The sequence below is a fragment of the Oleiphilus sp. HI0080 genome (assembly GCF_001635135.1).
This window is the reverse complement of the sequence record NZ_LWFU01000670.1, coordinates 1-15,116: the sequence shown is the minus strand read 5'-3', so window position 1 is coordinate 15,116 and position 15,116 is coordinate 1. Positions and strand designations below refer to the sequence as shown.

At 46.7% G+C, this 15,116-nt stretch carries 18 protein-coding genes and 1 pseudogene; 9 read left to right on the top strand and 10 right to left on the bottom strand.

Annotated features, from left to right (window positions below; genetic code table 11):
* From A3751_RS14605 to tsaA, 7 genes are all read left to right on the top strand, one after another.
* On the top strand, positions 1-604 hold a 604-nt coding region (locus A3751_RS14605), incomplete at its 5' end, for a type II secretion system F family protein (protein ID WP_197466372.1).
* Between the two features lie 96 nt (positions 605-700).
* Positions 701-1,558, top strand: a complete 858-nt coding sequence (locus tag A3751_RS14600) for an A24 family peptidase (protein ID WP_068457419.1) — start codon at positions 701-703, stop codon at positions 1,556-1,558.
* An 82-nt stretch (positions 1,559-1,640) separates the two neighbouring features.
* Positions 1,641-2,243: a dephospho-CoA kinase gene (coaE, locus tag A3751_RS14595; RefSeq protein ID WP_068457417.1), complete on the top strand. Its 603-nt coding sequence runs from the start codon at positions 1,641-1,643 to the stop codon at positions 2,241-2,243.
* The gene (gene yacG / locus A3751_RS14590; protein ID WP_068457413.1) at positions 2,240-2,452 is read left to right on the top strand and encodes a DNA gyrase inhibitor YacG; all 213 of its coding nucleotides are present in this window, start codon (positions 2,240-2,242) and stop codon (positions 2,450-2,452) included. Before coaE ends, yacG begins: the two co-directional genes overlap by 4 nt.
* Positions 2,449-2,910: an HIT family protein gene (locus tag A3751_RS14585; RefSeq protein ID WP_068457411.1), complete on the top strand. Its 462-nt coding sequence runs from the start codon at positions 2,449-2,451 to the stop codon at positions 2,908-2,910. Before yacG ends, A3751_RS14585 begins: the two co-directional genes overlap by 4 nt.
* Positions 2,867-3,913: a hypothetical protein gene (locus A3751_RS14580; RefSeq protein WP_068457408.1), complete on the top strand. Its 1,047-nt coding sequence runs from the start codon at positions 2,867-2,869 to the stop codon at positions 3,911-3,913. Before A3751_RS14585 ends, A3751_RS14580 begins: the two co-directional genes overlap by 44 nt.
* On the top strand, positions 3,910-4,614 hold the full coding sequence (gene tsaA, locus A3751_RS14575; RefSeq protein ID WP_068457405.1) for a tRNA (N6-threonylcarbamoyladenosine(37)-N6)-methyltransferase TrmO: 705 nt from the start codon (positions 3,910-3,912) through the stop codon (positions 4,612-4,614). Before A3751_RS14580 ends, tsaA begins: the two co-directional genes overlap by 4 nt.
* A 54-nt stretch (positions 4,615-4,668) precedes the next feature.
* Here the strand turns inward: tsaA and A3751_RS14570 are convergent, their stop codons facing one another.
* On the bottom strand, positions 4,669-5,088 hold the full coding sequence (locus A3751_RS14570) for a PilZ domain-containing protein (protein WP_068457403.1): 420 nt from the start codon (positions 5,086-5,088) through the stop codon (positions 4,669-4,671).
* Positions 5,089-5,172: 84 nt separating this feature from the next.
* Positions 5,173-7,527: a hybrid sensor histidine kinase/response regulator gene (locus A3751_RS14565; protein ID WP_082863282.1), complete on the bottom strand. Its 2,355-nt coding sequence runs from the start codon at positions 7,525-7,527 to the stop codon at positions 5,173-5,175.
* A gap of 107 nt (positions 7,528-7,634) precedes the next feature.
* Here A3751_RS14565 and A3751_RS14560 point away from each other — a divergent pair, with 107 nt between their 5' ends.
* A complete protein-coding gene (locus A3751_RS14560; protein ID WP_068457397.1) occupies positions 7,635-8,621 on the top strand; it encodes a DUF3187 family protein in 987 nt (328 codons plus the stop codon).
* 36 nt (positions 8,622-8,657) lie between these two features.
* Entirely contained in the window at positions 8,658-9,236 is a 579-nt protein-coding gene (locus A3751_RS14555; protein ID WP_068457395.1) for a YfaZ family outer membrane protein, read from the top strand.
* A 109-nt stretch (positions 9,237-9,345) separates the two neighbouring features.
* Here A3751_RS14555 and acpS read toward each other — a convergent pair whose 3' ends face one another.
* The 8 genes and pseudogenes from acpS to A3751_RS14515 form a co-directional block, all read right to left on the bottom strand.
* Complete coding sequence (gene acpS, locus A3751_RS14550; protein WP_068457393.1) at positions 9,346-9,717, bottom strand: holo-ACP synthase; 372 nt, start codon at positions 9,715-9,717, stop codon at positions 9,346-9,348.
* A 5-nt stretch (positions 9,718-9,722) separates the two neighbouring features.
* The gene (gene pdxJ / locus A3751_RS14545; RefSeq protein ID WP_068457390.1) at positions 9,723-10,475 is read right to left on the bottom strand and encodes a pyridoxine 5'-phosphate synthase; all 753 of its coding nucleotides are present in this window, start codon (positions 10,473-10,475) and stop codon (positions 9,723-9,725) included.
* A 27-nt stretch (positions 10,476-10,502) separates the two neighbouring features.
* Positions 10,503-11,273, bottom strand: a complete 771-nt coding sequence (gene recO, locus A3751_RS14540) for a DNA repair protein RecO (protein ID WP_068457378.1) — start codon at positions 11,271-11,273, stop codon at positions 10,503-10,505.
* A gap of 11 nt (positions 11,274-11,284) precedes the next feature.
* Positions 11,285-12,268: a GTPase Era gene (gene era / locus A3751_RS14535; RefSeq protein WP_082863281.1), complete on the bottom strand. Its 984-nt coding sequence runs from the start codon at positions 12,266-12,268 to the stop codon at positions 11,285-11,287.
* Positions 12,265-12,945, bottom strand: coding sequence for a ribonuclease III (gene rnc / locus A3751_RS14530; protein WP_068457420.1), 681 nt, complete (start codon positions 12,943-12,945; stop codon positions 12,265-12,267). Before rnc ends, era begins: the two co-directional genes overlap by 4 nt.
* A gap of 14 nt (positions 12,946-12,959) precedes the next feature.
* Positions 12,960-13,355: a DUF4845 domain-containing protein gene (locus tag A3751_RS14525; protein WP_197466370.1), complete on the bottom strand. Its 396-nt coding sequence runs from the start codon at positions 13,353-13,355 to the stop codon at positions 12,960-12,962.
* A gap of 85 nt (positions 13,356-13,440) precedes the next feature.
* Positions 13,441-14,211, bottom strand: a complete 771-nt coding sequence (gene lepB / locus A3751_RS14520; RefSeq protein WP_068457373.1) for a signal peptidase I — start codon at positions 14,209-14,211, stop codon at positions 13,441-13,443.
* 52 nt (positions 14,212-14,263) lie between these two features.
* Positions 14,264-15,116, bottom strand: a pseudogene (locus tag A3751_RS14515) (elongation factor 4); the annotation flags it as partial.

Sequence of the window (15,116 nt, the reverse complement as noted above, 5' to 3'; positions counted from 1 at the left end):
CGAACTTCCGATCTTCACCCAGTTCGTGATTGGAATATCTGAGTGGATGCAAGAATGGTGGTTAATCGTCATCGCCGGAATCGGCGGCTTTTTGTATGCATTTAAGCAGGCCAAGCTACGAAGCCAAGCTTTTCAAGATGCCGTTGATCGTTTTACGCTGAGAATTCCTATCGTTGGCAACATCATCGACAAGTCTGCGGTTGCTCGGTTTGCCCGAGTACTTTCGACAACATTCGCAGCGGGTGTCCCATTGGTTGACGCCCTTGACTCAGTAGCCGGTGCTACGGGAAACGTTGTTCACCGCAACGCGGTACATACAATTCGTGATGAGGTTAGCTCAGGAACGCAGCTCCAGTACTCAATGAAGCAAACAGAGGTATTCCCAACCATGGCCGTTCAGATGGTCGCGATTGGTGAGGAGTCCGGTGCATTAGACAGCATGCTCGACAAAGTGGCCGAGCACTTTGAGGAAGAAGTAGACAATCTAGTTGACAACATGACCACCCTTATGGAGCCTATGATTATGGCGGTTCTTGGGGTTCTAGTCGGCGGCTTGATCATCGCGATGTACCTCCCTATATTCCAAATGGGCGCTGTGGTTTAACCTCTTCGAGCGTAATCAAAAGGCAAAGCAAGCGCTTTGCCTTTTTTATTATGAGTATTAATTTCTCTTTGAATATGGCAAGCGACTGACCTAACGATGCAAGAATTTTTTACCACTCTCAACCAAACCCCTTTTTTACTCTACTCCAGTTTCCTAGTCCTCGGTCTACTCGTAGGCAGTTTTCTAAATGTGGTTATACACCGCCTGCCAAAGATGCTTGAACAGGAATGGAAGTTACAGGCTTCTGAGTTTTTAGAACTCGAGCCCCCAAAACTTGAAAACCTAACCCTTTCAACACCAAACTCAACCTGCCCTAAATGCGGGCATGCGATAAGAGCTTGGGAAAACATCCCCATCATCAGCTACCTATTTCTTCGCGGAAAGTGCAGCGGCTGCAAAACGGGAATCAGCATTCGCTACCCTCTTGTCGAGCTCACTAGTGGCTTGATGTGCTTGGCTATCGCCATCGCATTTGGTGCATCTTACGCCGGACTTGCTTTACTTCTGTTTACTTGGGCTCTTATTGCACTGACCATGATCGATGCAGATACCCAGCTATTGCCAGACAACATAACGCTACCTTTGATGTGGCTTGGCCTTATTGTTAACTACTTCGAGCTGATTACTAGTTTCGAAAGTGCTTTTTTTGGAGCGGTTTTTGGTTACCTTGTTCTTTGGTCGATATACTGGCTATTTAAGTTACTTACTGGCAAAGAAGGAATGGGCTATGGTGACTTTAAACTACTCGCCGCACTCGGCGCATGGCTCGGATGGGAGATGCTGCCCATCATTGTACTACTGTCTTCTGTTGTCGGAGCTCTTTATGGACTAGGCGCGATGCTGATACAAGGACGAGACAAAAACAAACCGATGCCGTTTGGCCCCTACTTAGCGGTCGCAGGTTGGGTCGCACTAGTTTGGGGCAACGAAATTAAGCGCGTTTGGCTCGGGTAACGGGCATGATGTTTAACCTACAGCGACTCGCTATCGACATCTACTTTCACAAACCCCTTTAGCGAAGCATGGCAACTATTCAATGCTAATAATCGGTTTAACTGGCGGAATTGGCAGCGGAAAAAGCGCTGCGAGCGCCCACTTTGAGAAGCTTGGAATTCATGTCGTCGACGCAGACCTTGTCGCTCGCGAAGTCGTTGAACCAGGCAAGCCCGCTTTAGCGACAATCGCTAAGCAATTCGGCGCGGATATTCTAAATGAGTTCGGAGGACTCGATCGCACTAAGCTCAGGGCAATTATATTTAGCGACACGAATGCTAAGCGCTGGCTTGAAGCACTACTTCACCCAATCATTCGCTCCGAGATTATCCGCCAGATTTCAAATGCAGAGTCGCCTTACGCAATCCTAGTATCCCCGCTTTTATTCGAAACCGACCAGCACAAGCTCTGCTCAAGAACATTACTGATTGATGCGCCAAAAGAGCTGCAGATTGAGCGAGCCACCAAGCGCGACAACGTCAGTATTGACAGCATTGAAAAAATTATTGCAGCGCAAATGCCAAGAGAGGCAAAACAAAAACACGCTGACGATATAATTCTCAACGATGATAATGAAGCACACCTCCAGCACATGGTAGAATTGAAACACCGTTACTATCTTGAGCTCTGTCAACATCCAAAATGAAAAATCCATTAATCGTTAATTGCCCAAATTGTGCCGAGCCAGTCCAGTGGATTGAAGAAAATAGCTATCGTCCGTTTTGTGGTGAGCGCTGTAAGCAAATAGACCTTGGTGCATGGGCGTCTGAGGAGTATGCCATCCCATCCGAAAAACAAGACGAATGGGAACTCTCAGATGCAGTTTCTGAAGCCGCGTCCAGTAAATTACAATGATATTCAAGAAAACAAAGTGCGTTTTCTGTCAGATACTCTCAGGAAAATTACCTGTGAGTACCCTCTACGAAGATGAGGATTTTCTCATCATCATGGACGCATATCCTCTGACACCGGGGCATACACTGGTCATACCTAAAAAACATGAGCAATATCTCAATGACCTTTCCTCCGATATGCAGCGCCGTTTGTTTGAGCTTGGCGCAATCGTTATGGCAAGCGCCGCGAAAGCAGGATTTGGCGAAGGGGATAGCAACTTGTTACTGAATGACGGCCGGCAAGCGAATCAGACCGTGCCACATATCCATTTACATGTGATCCCGCGATCGAAACATGACTTTCTTAGAAACTTGCCTAAACTGGTTTTACATATCACCGGACTATTTGGGATTCAAACGAAACGTGCGAAATTGGATGAACACGCTCAAAGGATTCGCAAGCACTGTAACTTTTTATAATCCTCGTTTTGTTCTCTTATTTTGCCTTTTCACCTTAGCCAGTTCGTTAAGCTTCGCGGATGAAAACAGCTTTGCCGAGATCAATATACCGCATTTACCCGCTGATACAGATGAAAAACCACCGCATTCATCGACACTTGCCTGGCTTATAGATACGCGAAACTACTGGGGTAAAGTGGTCGGCGACACAGGTGCCCAGCTCGACGGATTCTTCGCCGGCGACGATGCGATTCGAAAATCTAACGGGAGCTTCCTCAAGCTCGGTTTCGAGTTCCAACAGATCAAAGGCGGAACGAGCTATTTCGATCCAAAAGTAAAATTTCGTCTGGACCTGCCGACCCTGAAAGAAAAACTCCGCATAGTTCTCGAGAGCGAGCCGCCGGAAGAACAAACTATTGGGGAACAGAAGCGTCCTCAAGGTTCAAACAAGGACCAGAAAAATCTCAATGACTCGGCGGTTGGCGCGCTTGATTTTGAGCTTAACAAAAAGCGTCACATCAATACCAGCACCGGGGTTGGCGTGAAGTTCGGGCAGCCAATCGATCCATTCTGGCGTTATCGTCTAAACGCAAAATATGCGATCAACAAAGATTGGGAGCTATCAAGCTATGACAGCCTCTACTACTTTCACAGCGAGGGATGGGGAACTCAGCTGAATGTAACCGCTCAAAGAAACAGTCCTTGGTTTGTGTTCCGACAGACGTCTGATGGGCGATATGACCATAAAACTCGACGATGGGAACTGGCCAACACACTTTCCTTCCTACGGGAAATCGATTCAAAGCGAGCAATCAACTACCAGATAGGTATACTTGGTGAAACGCAACCTGAAGTGCAAGCGACGGGCTATTTCGCGCATGCAATTTACCGCCGAAAAATGCATAAAGAATGGTTATTCTACGAAATGATTCCGGAAATTTATTATCCAAAAGAAGATAACTGGAAGTTCTCCCCTTCGATTACCTTTAAAATTGAGATGGTTCTCTCTTCAGAACAACAATGAACATTACACCGATTGCGACCGTCCACACCCCATTCAAAGAGAAGTTTGGAATTCCGCGTCAGTCGGTGCTTATAAGATATGCAGAAGCATTGCTGACCTTTAACCCGCCATACGACAATCCAGATGCGTTTACTGGGCTCGAAGGTTTTAGCCATCTATGGCTACAGTTCGGCTTTCACAAGAACATTAGAGACCAATTTAAACCAAGCGTACGACCCCCTCGCCTGGGAGGAAACCAATCCATTGGTGTATTCAGCACTCGCTCTTCGTTTAGACCAAACTCTCTTGGCCTGTCTTTGGTAGAACTTCAAGCCATAAAGATCGACAATGGCTCTGTAAGTCTTGTTATTTCGTGCCCTGACCTCCTCGATGGCACTCCAATTTACGATATTAAACCTTATGTAGAGTATAGCGACCGACCGACTCACCCTAGCTGCGGCTTTGCAGATGCGGCACCCGAGCCGGTATTAGACGTCGCGTTTGCATCCGAAGCGGAAGACGTCATTAGAAACCATCCTAGGCTGGACGAGTGCAAGCAACTTGATCGTTTTATAGAAGAGCTCATCAAACAGGATCCGCGACCGGCCTACCATCAAGCAAACAAAGAGCGGACTTACAGAATGCGGATTTTTGATCTGGAAATAGAGTGGCAGGTAGAACAGAAAACTGCGCACATCATTAAGGTTAGCAAGGTATCTTAGGCCAAATATTGAGCCCTCATAGTCCATGTGAATGACTAGGTATTCGTGACCTAACTAACAGAGAGCCGGGAACTCTTCAGCAAATTTACCAATCCACTCCTTGGCAGCGTGCTCAGAATCAATTTCACGACCTTCGACTTCTTTTACCCAAAGTCGGTAATGCTCAATGTGGCATATCTGCTCGACCATCCGTGCCCGGTAAGCGTCTTCAACCTCGTTAAACTCAACGCCAACTTCATATCCATCCGCAGAGACAAGACACCATATAACTTTAGCTTTTGCCTCAAAAGCAGGCGTTGTGACGGGAATACGGATCTTAACCCCTGACCCGATTTCATAAGGCCTTCGTGACGCAAAGCTTAGTCCGCCAACACTTATATCCTTAGTGGTGCTGCATAAGACGTCCTGCGCCTTTACTTGAGCCAACTCGATTGGCATATCAGAGGGATGCCGAATGTATGCGCGTGCAACCATATTCACTCCCTTGTCTTAGTTAGTTATTGTTTTCAATTTCAATTTAGCACCAAGGTAGAAAAACGCAATGATAAAAAGTACCCGTTACGGCTTGTTGATGTAGTTAGTAAAAACCGCCCCTAAACTTCCATCAATGGTATATTTATTAACGACACTTGTAGCGCCAACACGCAAATATGTGTCCTTATCATCCTCTTCCGCCGACCCGAGCGCAATAATCGGTACGCGTTTGGAAGATGTTCGTCGCGACTCGATTTGCCGCATCATCTGGATGATCGTCAACGTATCCACATCTGCAAATTGATCGTCAACTAGCACCACATCGAATGCCTCCTGTCGGAATGCGTCTAAGGCCTCAAAGGCCGATGAGTAATGAACAAGTTGCATACCATGGTGCACACAGTTAAGGCGCGTGTATTCGATGCAAACCAGCTCTTCAGCGACTAATAAAACCGAACCTCTAGGGGCAGAGCTCAGGTCTTGCGGTAAAGAATAATCCTCGTTCACACCATAGTAATCTAGCACGGTATAACGCGTTACGAGATTGGGTAGCTCACCCAATCGCCGAGCGTATTGTGTAAGATAATTGATGATCAACATGCCATATTTTGAGAAATTTGCTCGCGAAACGAACGCCTGTACACCTATGTCTATGTAGTGCTGACCATCACCTATCTGAGGGCTTTCGCTCACAACCATAAGCTGCACTCCCCCTGAAAGACTTCGACGTAAATCAGCCACAAACTCCTTGCTCGACATACGTTCTACCATGTCCGATACGATCACAAGATGCGGTAAGCCGGCGGATTTACCTATTTGCTCTTTGAGCTTGACCATATTGCTCGCATAATCGATTCGACTGACCAGCCCTTTCAGACTCCGAGCAATTACACTTTTTGCCTGGTCTGGGAGATCATAGACGAGTACGTGCAAGTGCTTTAACGCACTGTACTCATTTAAATCGAGTAAAGAGTTCGCCGGCGCATCGACGGTTGGCAGCGCAACGCTAAGGCTTTGTTTCAACTCTCCATCCAGGCCCATCGAAAAAACCCAGCGCGCGCCCATGATGTAACAAAGCATCTCAAGCATTGGCGTTGGGCCCTTCTCAGGCTCCTTCCGCCCGTCTCCTGACTGACTAATACCGCTACCAGCATCTGCTTTTCCACTGGTAACGAGTTCTAGTAAAAATCTTGGGCCAGTTCGTGTATCGGGCCGATACTGTGCTCGAACAGTAAACGAATCAACACGCGCTTGAAGAAGTGCTCGTTTAAACGCATTTCGCACAATTCGCTTTAGTTTCTCTGGGTCGCCAACCGCAAATGCAGGGAGGTTCGGATCAAAATGAATGTTGGCAGAGATCGCTCTGCGCTCTAAACGAGGCAAAAACTCCTGGTATACCTGCAACATCATCACCCTGAAATTAAACGGGATCTCGCTAAGGATAAGTTCGCCTGACTCCATCTGTGCACGATCATGCAGATTCGCAGCAACGCTCATAACGGCACTAAGATAGCTTGAACGAAATGCAGCCTGCGGATCGCCTGTGCGCGCTGCTCGAGCTTGTAAGACGAGTGCGCGAGCGAGCGCGTTCTTGATATCCAAGCTGGCATGTTCTGTAGAAAGACTTTGTCCTGCCTGGCCTCGTTCAATTTTAGCAATGTGCGTTTCGAGATCTCTAATTTGAGATTCAAACTCAAAACGCTCGACTTCCGCACTCTCTTTCAGAACAAGAAAGGCTCGCCAAACATTGCTTAATTCATCCTGCCTTCCGGCAACGAGATTTCTAACCTCAGCGGGCAACAAACGAGACTTAGAAACAGTTCTAACAAAAACTTGATTCGGCACGATGTAACAACGATAAAACAACAGGTATGTAATCAGCCAAATAGACGCGAGCTTAAAAAGCTCTTTACTAAAATCGACCCAAAGCTCCCCGACCAATTGCGAAAGGTAGTCTCCGAAGAAAAGCTCAAGATTGATTGAGCCAACCCAGTAATCTCCATGATTTCCCTCGTGCCAAATACTCAACGGGTGGGCAATTACACTTGTCGGACCACGGAGTAGATTCTTGCCGATACTTAATACTTGCCGATCATCTTTCTCGATGCTCCAGTAAAAATTTGCCTGCTCGATGGCGTTGTAAATCACCTCATTCATCGCAAGCGGGCCTTTGGGAAAAGCGCAGGAATACTCGATGCTGTTTAAACGCGCAGACAGGTTCTCGTAAAGCCCTGCTTTTAAGTACTTTGCAAGAGCGTCGTTCGACTCCCTAAAATGTTCATCGATACACGCAACGACCGCAGTTCGGTACCCCTTGTATCGCTCATAGCCCTCGATTAACTGAAATGCAGCCAAAAACAAGAGCGAGCCAAACAACACACGAAGTAAAAGTTTCCGCAGAAGACTTGCTTCCATTAGTCCCTTAATTAAAGCTCTCATTCCTACTTACACCCACCATTACTACTTTTATTATTTGTCGTTAATAACACTAACAAAATTCCGATGACTGCTCTATTCTGAGCGGCATTACCGACGAATCATTAATTATGTACAACTCAAAACTTACACAACGGCTAGTCATCAGCTTTGTCATGCTATGCGCTTGCCAAACGAGCGTAGCGAACATCCGATACATTAACTTGAGTCCCGTGATCGGGCAGCTCCCCCAAATAGACTACCCAGCACTGGACGCAAAAAGCTCTTCGGATGCTCGATACACGCTTGATATTGCCAGTGCAAATTACCTAAGCTCAGGCGATGATGGCAACAGTCTTTATAACATTGATGGAGAGACAAGCACCGTTCAACAATCATTGGAATTCACCCTAGGTAAGAATGTTGCCGGGATAACAAATAGATGGTTCAAGCATTCGACCGGGGTTATGGATCAGCTTATTTATGATTTTCATGACCTGTTTGGGATGCCCCAGAACGGCCGCACTGAAAACAATCAAAACCAACTCAATTGGCGCATTCAATCCAACAATCAAGATATCTATTCTTTAACCCGCTCCCAAACCGGTTATGGAGATACCACGCTTTTTTACGAATTCAGAGAGCTAGAAGCATTTTCAAATTTACGAGTGAGCTTATCAATTCCGACGGGTAGCACTTCTAAACGAACATCGACAGATACTTACGGTTTTACCGTCAGCTCGAGCCTGACCGGTCCAGACCTTTTCCTTTCGCAGAGCTATTTACCAACGTTGCGAACATGGTTTGGCGCCGGCGCTAGTATACTGCATAGCAACCATGAGTTTGGTGAACTCAAACCAAATCCGTTAATATTGGGCGGAACAATGGGCATGGGCTACGATGCAACCAACTCTTTAAGCCTAGAGGCGCAACTTGATACAAACTCGCCTTATTTTGACTCGAGCATAAGAGAACTTGGTTGGGTGCCCATTATTGCGAGCGTAGCAGTTAACTACGAGCTCCGTTCAGCAAAACTACAACTCGGATTCAATGAAGACTTAAGACCAAGCACCAGTCCGGACTTTTCGTTGTTTTCCTCTTTTCGGTATGACTTTTAATCCGCTCTCAATTTTACAACTCAGAAAAGGTTCTGCATGAAACAAATTTTCTCCAACTGTCTTTTAGGAATTATCGCCGTTTCGATCTTTGCCACTTCCAATGCTCATAGTGGCGAGGTTGCTTTTCGCATCAGCAACGACACCATTGGCGGCGGAATTGAAGGCGATCTTGGTAACTCAGGTTTGATTGCTGGTTTTGAACATTTCTACAAAGACAAAAGTGCGTCGATTAACATTAGTAATGTTAATCTCCATACAAAAGGACAAACCGCTATAGCGAATATGCCGACAACCGTGATGCTTGGACTAGAAGCAACCCGAATGAAAGAAGGTGGTTTTAAAGGCGCGGCAATCGCATTTGGAGGAAATATTCGAGTTAACATACCCGCTTCTCCGGGCTTGTCGACAGAGCTTCGCGCCCACTATGCGCCCGATATCGTAGCCTACGATGATGCTGACCGTTACACGCATGTTCGTGCCCAATTGAACTATCGCGTGATTCAAAGTGCTGACATTTCGGCAGGATACCAATACCTCAACGCCGGCGTTAAAGATAGCAGCAACGATCGAACGTTCGAAAGTGGGTTATTTCTAGGGTTACGGATCACCTTTTAATTTTTCTGAGGTTTGCCAGGCATCTTAATTGATTTGAAGCGCGTCGCCGGTTAAGCAAAATCGCCAAACCGTGCGACTAGATGCCTATCGCAGCCTCAAAGACAATCCATCAACTAACGTTCGCGTAGGCGATCACTAGTCCCGCTTCATCAGAGAGGCTCACCAACACTCGAGTGGCCCCCATCCTCTGGAATTGCTCTTCTGCCGCGCCAAAAAGATTGACGTAAGGCTTCCCCAATTCATCATGGTCTAGCGAAATATCTGTCCATGAGACACCGCCCGAAAAGCCAGTGCCTAAGGCTTTGGCAACGGCCTCCTTTGCGGCGAAACGCTTTGCCAAAAAAGCCACCTCATCAGCACTAACCAAAAACTGCTCTAACTCTTCGGGTGATAATATCCGACGCGGAAACTTCTCTGTATTTTTTGCAAACGCTTTCTCGATACGCGCAACATCGACGAGGTCTACCCCAATACCCAGCAAACTATCTAACCTCTAGCCGATTCGATAATAATCGAGCGCATTTCCGAGACGGCCTCTTTTATCCCGACAAACAAAGCGCGAGCGATAATACTATGCCCAATATTGAGCTCGTTGACGCCCTCAATCGACGCGATCTCATGCGTATTCTGATAATTCAAACCATGGCCTGCATTTACGATTAGGCCATGCTCTACGCCAAAACGAACAGCGTCAGAAATCAGCGCCAGTTCACTCAATTGGTGCGCTCTACTTTCAGGCTCCGCATAAGCACCAGTATGGAGTTCTATAGCCGCGGCACCGCAACGCCGAGAGGCCTCTATTTGCTCGAGACTTGGATCAATAAACAATGAGACCTCGACGCCTTTTGCTCCGAGCACATGGCACGCGCGTTTGATTTTTTCCTCATGGGCGATAACGTCGAGTCCCCCCTCTGTTGTAAGCTCTTCGCGCTTCTCCGGAACCAAACAAACATGCTCGGGCATGACTTTAAGTGCCAAGTCGATCATGGCATCCGTCACCGCCATTTCTAAATTCATCCGTGTTTGTAAGGTCTCTTTCATCACAAAGACATCACGATCTTGAATATGACGACGGTCCTCACGGGGGTGAATTGTAATACCATCCGCACCAGCTTCCTCAGCTAGCATCGCCGCTTGGACGGGGTCAGGATAACGCGTTCCGCGAGCTTGGCGGAGTGTTGCTACGTGATCGACGTTAACGCCAAGCAATACTCTCTGCGGAAATGATGTCTGTTGCATTACGATTCTCTCTCTGGTCTACACTGCTTAATTCTTAAGATGCCCAACAAACTGCTTTACGAGTTTGCGACTCTCCAACTCCTTGCCATCAAGCGCCTTATCAATCAACCCTCGAAGCAAGGCCTTGACTGAAGAGTTTGATATAAACGTGGCCGCGCGCTCACCGATGGACGAGTCCTCAGCACAGAAGACACTCGGGCTGTCCAAGATACTTGCTAGGCGATGGGCATCTGCGCCATTAATCAATAGCGGTTTACTACGCGCTGCGTTTGTTTCTGTTTGTGCGCTAAGCACAAACGCCCCATCTTTGCTTAAATAGTACGTAGAAGACGCCTCTAGCCGATTTCCCTGCCAGTCGTTATACAGATCAGGAAGAAGCCCTAGTGACCTAAGTAACTCTACCTCAAACCGTCTAAGAGAATCGTCAACATCATACCCTGAGCTGAGAGCCCCCAAAGCCCAAATATAGGCCTCAAAAAGAGGGTGCATAGGTTGCTCTTCCTGCAAAAGCTTGTAGAGCAATTCGTTTAAATACATGGCTGCGTAAAGGCTAATACCGGAGAACTGAAGCGCCGGACGCGGTGCTTCAGATTTGGAAAGGGTCTTAAGCGTCGCCCCTCCCACCCAATCTAAAAGAAGAGGCTGAAAAGGCTGTAACTGAGCACTCTTTGCAGACTTAGCTTTATAGGCACCCTTCGCAAGCAATGAAAGCTTACCATGCTGGTAGCTAAACACATCGAGCAATAAGCTTGTCTCTCGATATGCTCTTCGATGCAGGATGTAACAAGCATTCAGCATCGACGGATTGCCTATTGGTCTTTATACCCGAGACTTTTGAGCGCTCGTTCATCATCTGACCAACCGCCCTTCACTTTAACCCAAAGATTGAGCATGACTTTACTGTCAAACAAGCGCTCCATATCTTTTCGAGCATCGCGACCAATAATCTTGATTTGCTCGCCCTTTTCACCAATTACGATCTTTTTCTGTCCACTGCGCTCTACCAATATCAGTGCGCTCACATGAAGAATGTTCTTCTTTTTCTTAAACTCTTCGATCTCTACCGTAACCGAATATGGAAGCTCATCACCAAGTTGACGCATTATCTTTTCACGCACCATCTCCGCTGCCATAAATCGCTGACTTTTATCAGTGACTTGCGAGTCAGGAAAATAATGCATGCTCTCAGGGAGTAGGTCTTCTATCAAGTTCTCGAGGGAATCAATGTTATGTCCCTGCTTGGCGGAAATCGGAACGATCTCTTTAAAGCTATATTTCTTTGCAAGCTCTTCAAGGTAGGGCAAAAATCTACCCTTATCTTTGGTTCGATCTACTTTATTTACACACAAGATCACAGGCGCCTTAACCTGCTCCAATTTCTCGAGTACTAAATCATCGTCATCAGTCCAATACGTTCTGTCAACAACGAAGACTACGACATCGACATCCTTAAGAGAGCTTGAAGCGGCTTTGTTCATGTAGCGATTAATCGCTTTATGCTCTTTCAAATGTAAGCCGGGCGTATCTACGTAAACTGCCTGATTCTCACCATGCGTTTTAATACCAAGAATTTGATGCCTTGTAGTTTGCGGTCGCCGCGATGTGATACTCAGTTTTTGCCCCAAAATATGGTTCATTAGTGTCGATTTCCCCACATTCGGACGGCCAACAATCGCGACGTATCCGCAGCGAGTATTTTGCTTCTGAACAACCCCACCAAACGCCTTCCCTAGCAGTGCGTCTAGCTCATCAGGCGACTGCGTCGCGTCGGATTTTTTACTTTCATCACTCATAGAGATTTACTCAGTTGTTCAAGGGCGCTACGTGCAGCATCCTGCTCGGCGTGTCGTCGACTTGGGCCACTCGACTCGATTAGCACATCAGCGGGCTCAATACTGCAGCGAATAAAAAACGTTTGCGCATGCGCTTCGCCTTCTGTTCGCAATACTTCATATTTGGGAAGAGGCAACTTTCGGGCTTGCAAGAATTCCTGAAGCTGGGTTTTTGGATCTTTTTCGGTATCTTTAAGGCTTTGCGAGGCAAGTCGTTCTTCATACCACGATAAAATCATGTCTTTAGCGGCATCATGACCAGCATCCAGAAATGTCGCGCCGATAATCGATTCCAAGGCATCAGCTAGAATAGACTCTCGCCGAAAACCGCCACTCTTGAGTTCCCCCGGCCCTAAGCGCAGATAATCGCCAACATCAAAACCTTTTGCGATCTCCGCTAGCGTAACACCTTTTACTAAACGAGCGCGAAATCGCGATAACTGGCCTTCTTTTGCATTTGGAAATCTGAGAAAAAGTTGTTCAGCGATAACATATCCCAATATCGCATCGCCAAGATATTCAAGACGCTCATTGTTCTTGCCTTTAAAACTGCGATGCGTCAGGGCCAACTCAAGCAGAGTCTGGTCATTAAATGTGTGGCCAAGCTTTCGCTCGAGACGGCCTAAATCAGTTTGAATCACTCAGCTCCAAATTAGAGAAATATCTCTGTCGTTTCGTCCCATGTTACAACAGCATCAACGTTGTTGTAGATATTTATACGGGACTCATACTCGACAAAGATATACAAAACACCGCCATCCTTTTCGATGGTGACTGCGTCATTAAAATCAATTTCTCGAATATTGTTGGTTTGCATTCGCACTCGAAATCGCTTGGTGATTTCGCCGACACTTAGCTCTCGCGTTTCGGGATCTTTCTCGAAAGACTCAACGACAGATTGCAACTGCCAATGCTCAAAATACGCCGGGTACAACTTGAAACCCACGAGCAAAAACATTGCTGCCATCGCTACGAAAATCAAAATCGCGGGCATGGACGCCCCTCGCTGTCTTGCCGGAGTCGAAAATTGTTCTTGGGATTGCAGCATAAGTCCTCTCATACGGGTTTTGAATTGTCTCGCACACCTTTAAAGGGTAGACGGACAACCGTTGTTTTTCCATCAAATCAAAGGTTTACTCAATACCGCCGACTCGTGAGAACGAAGGCAGAGATGTAATGCTTTTCCATTGCATCCAAATCGCAAACGCCTTGCCTACAACGAGCTCGTCAGAGACAAAACCCCAAAAACGACTATCGTTACTATTATCGCGATTATCTCCCATCACAAAGTACGAATTGTCGGGTACAAGCCATTCGCCTTCTGCCTCAATATTTCGTCGCAACTGGTGCTCAATCAATTGATGCTTTACCCCACCAAGCTCTTCTTCAAATAGTTTATAGGGTGCAAAGTTCGCTAGCATACGCTCGCTCACCAATTCATCATTAATAAATAACTGCTTTTGTGAGTATCTAATTTTGTCACCCGGTAGCCCGACGACTCGCTTGATATAGTTAGTTTTCCCATCTTCAGGAAATTTAAATACCATCACGTCACCGCGCTGCGGATCATTCAATTCCACGACCTTCGTACCTGCAACAGGGAGGCGTAGCCCATACTCAAACTTATTTACCAGAATAAAATCACCCACTTCTAAAGTGGGCAACATAGAGCCTGACGGGATTTGAAACGGCTCAACCAAGAATGACCGCAGCACCAAAACGATCGCCAAAACCGGGAAGAATGAACGCGAATTTTCAATCAGCCAAGGAACCTTCACATCCTCGGCCTCACCTTCCTCACCAAGTTGAGCGCGCTTTTTCGCGAACACCAACACATCTAGCAAATAAACCAGACCAGTGGCTAGCGTCAAAACGACTAAAACCAGGGGAAAATCAATATCCATACTCTACTCGCAAATTTTCTTAAACGTTTATACGCCGACCTTGGAGGCCACATTAACTATCTACTTTGAGCACGGCCAGAAATGCTTCTTGAGGAATTTCAACGCTGCCCACTTGCTTCATGCGCTTCTTACCTTCCTTTTGTTTCTGGAGTAACTTCTTCTTACGACTTACATCTCCACCGTAACATTTTGCAGTTACGTTTTTTCGAAGAGCTTTCACTGTCTGTCTTGCAACAATTTGGCCACCAATCGCGGACTGAATGGCAACATCAAACATCTGACGCGGAATCAATTCCTTCATTTTTTCAGTCAGCAAACGGCCTTTAGACTGAGCATGATCACGGTGAATAATCAATGCTAATGCATCTACCTTGTCTCCATTGATCAACACGTCAAGCTTGACTAGATTTGCGGGTTCGAAGCGCTCAAATTGGTAATCGAGTGACGCGAATCCGCGACTAACCGACTTGATACGATCAAAAAAGTCGAGTACTACCTCAGCCATTGGAAGTTCGTATTTCAAAGCAACTTGACCGCCAACAAACTGCATATCAAGTTGGACACCCCGCTTTTCGACACAGAGACTGATGACATTCCCCAGATACGCTTGTGGCACGAGAATATTCGCTTCCACGACCGGCTCACGCATCTCGTCAATAGATCCGGGATCAGGAAGACGCGATGGATTATCAACCATAATCACATCGCCGTTACGTAATTTCACTTCATATGCGACAGTGGGCGCCGATGTTATCAGATCGAGATCATACTCCCGCTCGAGCCGCTCTTGGATAATCTCCATGTGCAGCATGCCAAGGAACCCACAACGGAAACCAAAACCAAGGTAAGAAGCGCATGAAGCAAGTGGGCAGCGTTGAAATTCCTCAAGAAGCATTGCTGGCCGT

Excerpts from the sequence above, each read along its gene's own strand:
- A3751_RS14600 (WP_068457419.1), top strand. The coding sequence starts at position 701 with ATGCAAGAATTTTTTACCACTCTCAACCAAACCCCTTTTTTACTCTAC.
- coaE (WP_068457417.1), top strand. The coding sequence starts at position 1,641 with ATGCTAATAATCGGTTTAACTGGCGGAATTGGCAGCGGAAAAAGCGCT.
- yacG (WP_068457413.1), top strand. The coding sequence starts at position 2,240 with ATGAAAAATCCATTAATCGTTAATTGCCCAAATTGTGCCGAGCCAGTC.
- A3751_RS14585 (WP_068457411.1), top strand. The coding sequence starts at position 2,449 with ATGATATTCAAGAAAACAAAGTGCGTTTTCTGTCAGATACTCTCAGGA.
- A3751_RS14580 (WP_068457408.1), top strand. The coding sequence starts at position 2,867 with ATGAACACGCTCAAAGGATTCGCAAGCACTGTAACTTTTTATAATCCT.
- tsaA (WP_068457405.1), top strand. The coding sequence starts at position 3,910 with ATGAACATTACACCGATTGCGACCGTCCACACCCCATTCAAAGAGAAG.
- A3751_RS14570 (WP_068457403.1), bottom strand. The coding sequence starts at position 5,088 with ATGGTTGCACGCGCATACATTCGGCATCCCTCTGATATGCCAATCGAG.
- A3751_RS14565 (WP_082863282.1), bottom strand. The coding sequence starts at position 7,527 with ATGAGAGCTTTAATTAAGGGACTAATGGAAGCAAGTCTTCTGCGGAAA.
- A3751_RS14560 (WP_068457397.1), top strand. The coding sequence starts at position 7,635 with ATGTACAACTCAAAACTTACACAACGGCTAGTCATCAGCTTTGTCATG.
- A3751_RS14555 (WP_068457395.1), top strand. The coding sequence starts at position 8,658 with ATGAAACAAATTTTCTCCAACTGTCTTTTAGGAATTATCGCCGTTTCG.
- pdxJ (WP_068457390.1), bottom strand. The coding sequence starts at position 10,475 with ATGCAACAGACATCATTTCCGCAGAGAGTATTGCTTGGCGTTAACGTC.
- recO (WP_068457378.1), bottom strand. The coding sequence starts at position 11,273 with ATGCTGAATGCTTGTTACATCCTGCATCGAAGAGCATATCGAGAGACA.
- era (WP_082863281.1), bottom strand. The coding sequence starts at position 12,268 with ATGAGTGATGAAAGTAAAAAATCCGACGCGACGCAGTCGCCTGATGAG.
- A3751_RS14525 (WP_197466370.1), bottom strand. The coding sequence starts at position 13,355 with ATGCTGCAATCCCAAGAACAATTTTCGACTCCGGCAAGACAGCGAGGG.
- lepB (WP_068457373.1), bottom strand. The coding sequence starts at position 14,211 with ATGGATATTGATTTTCCCCTGGTTTTAGTCGTTTTGACGCTAGCCACT.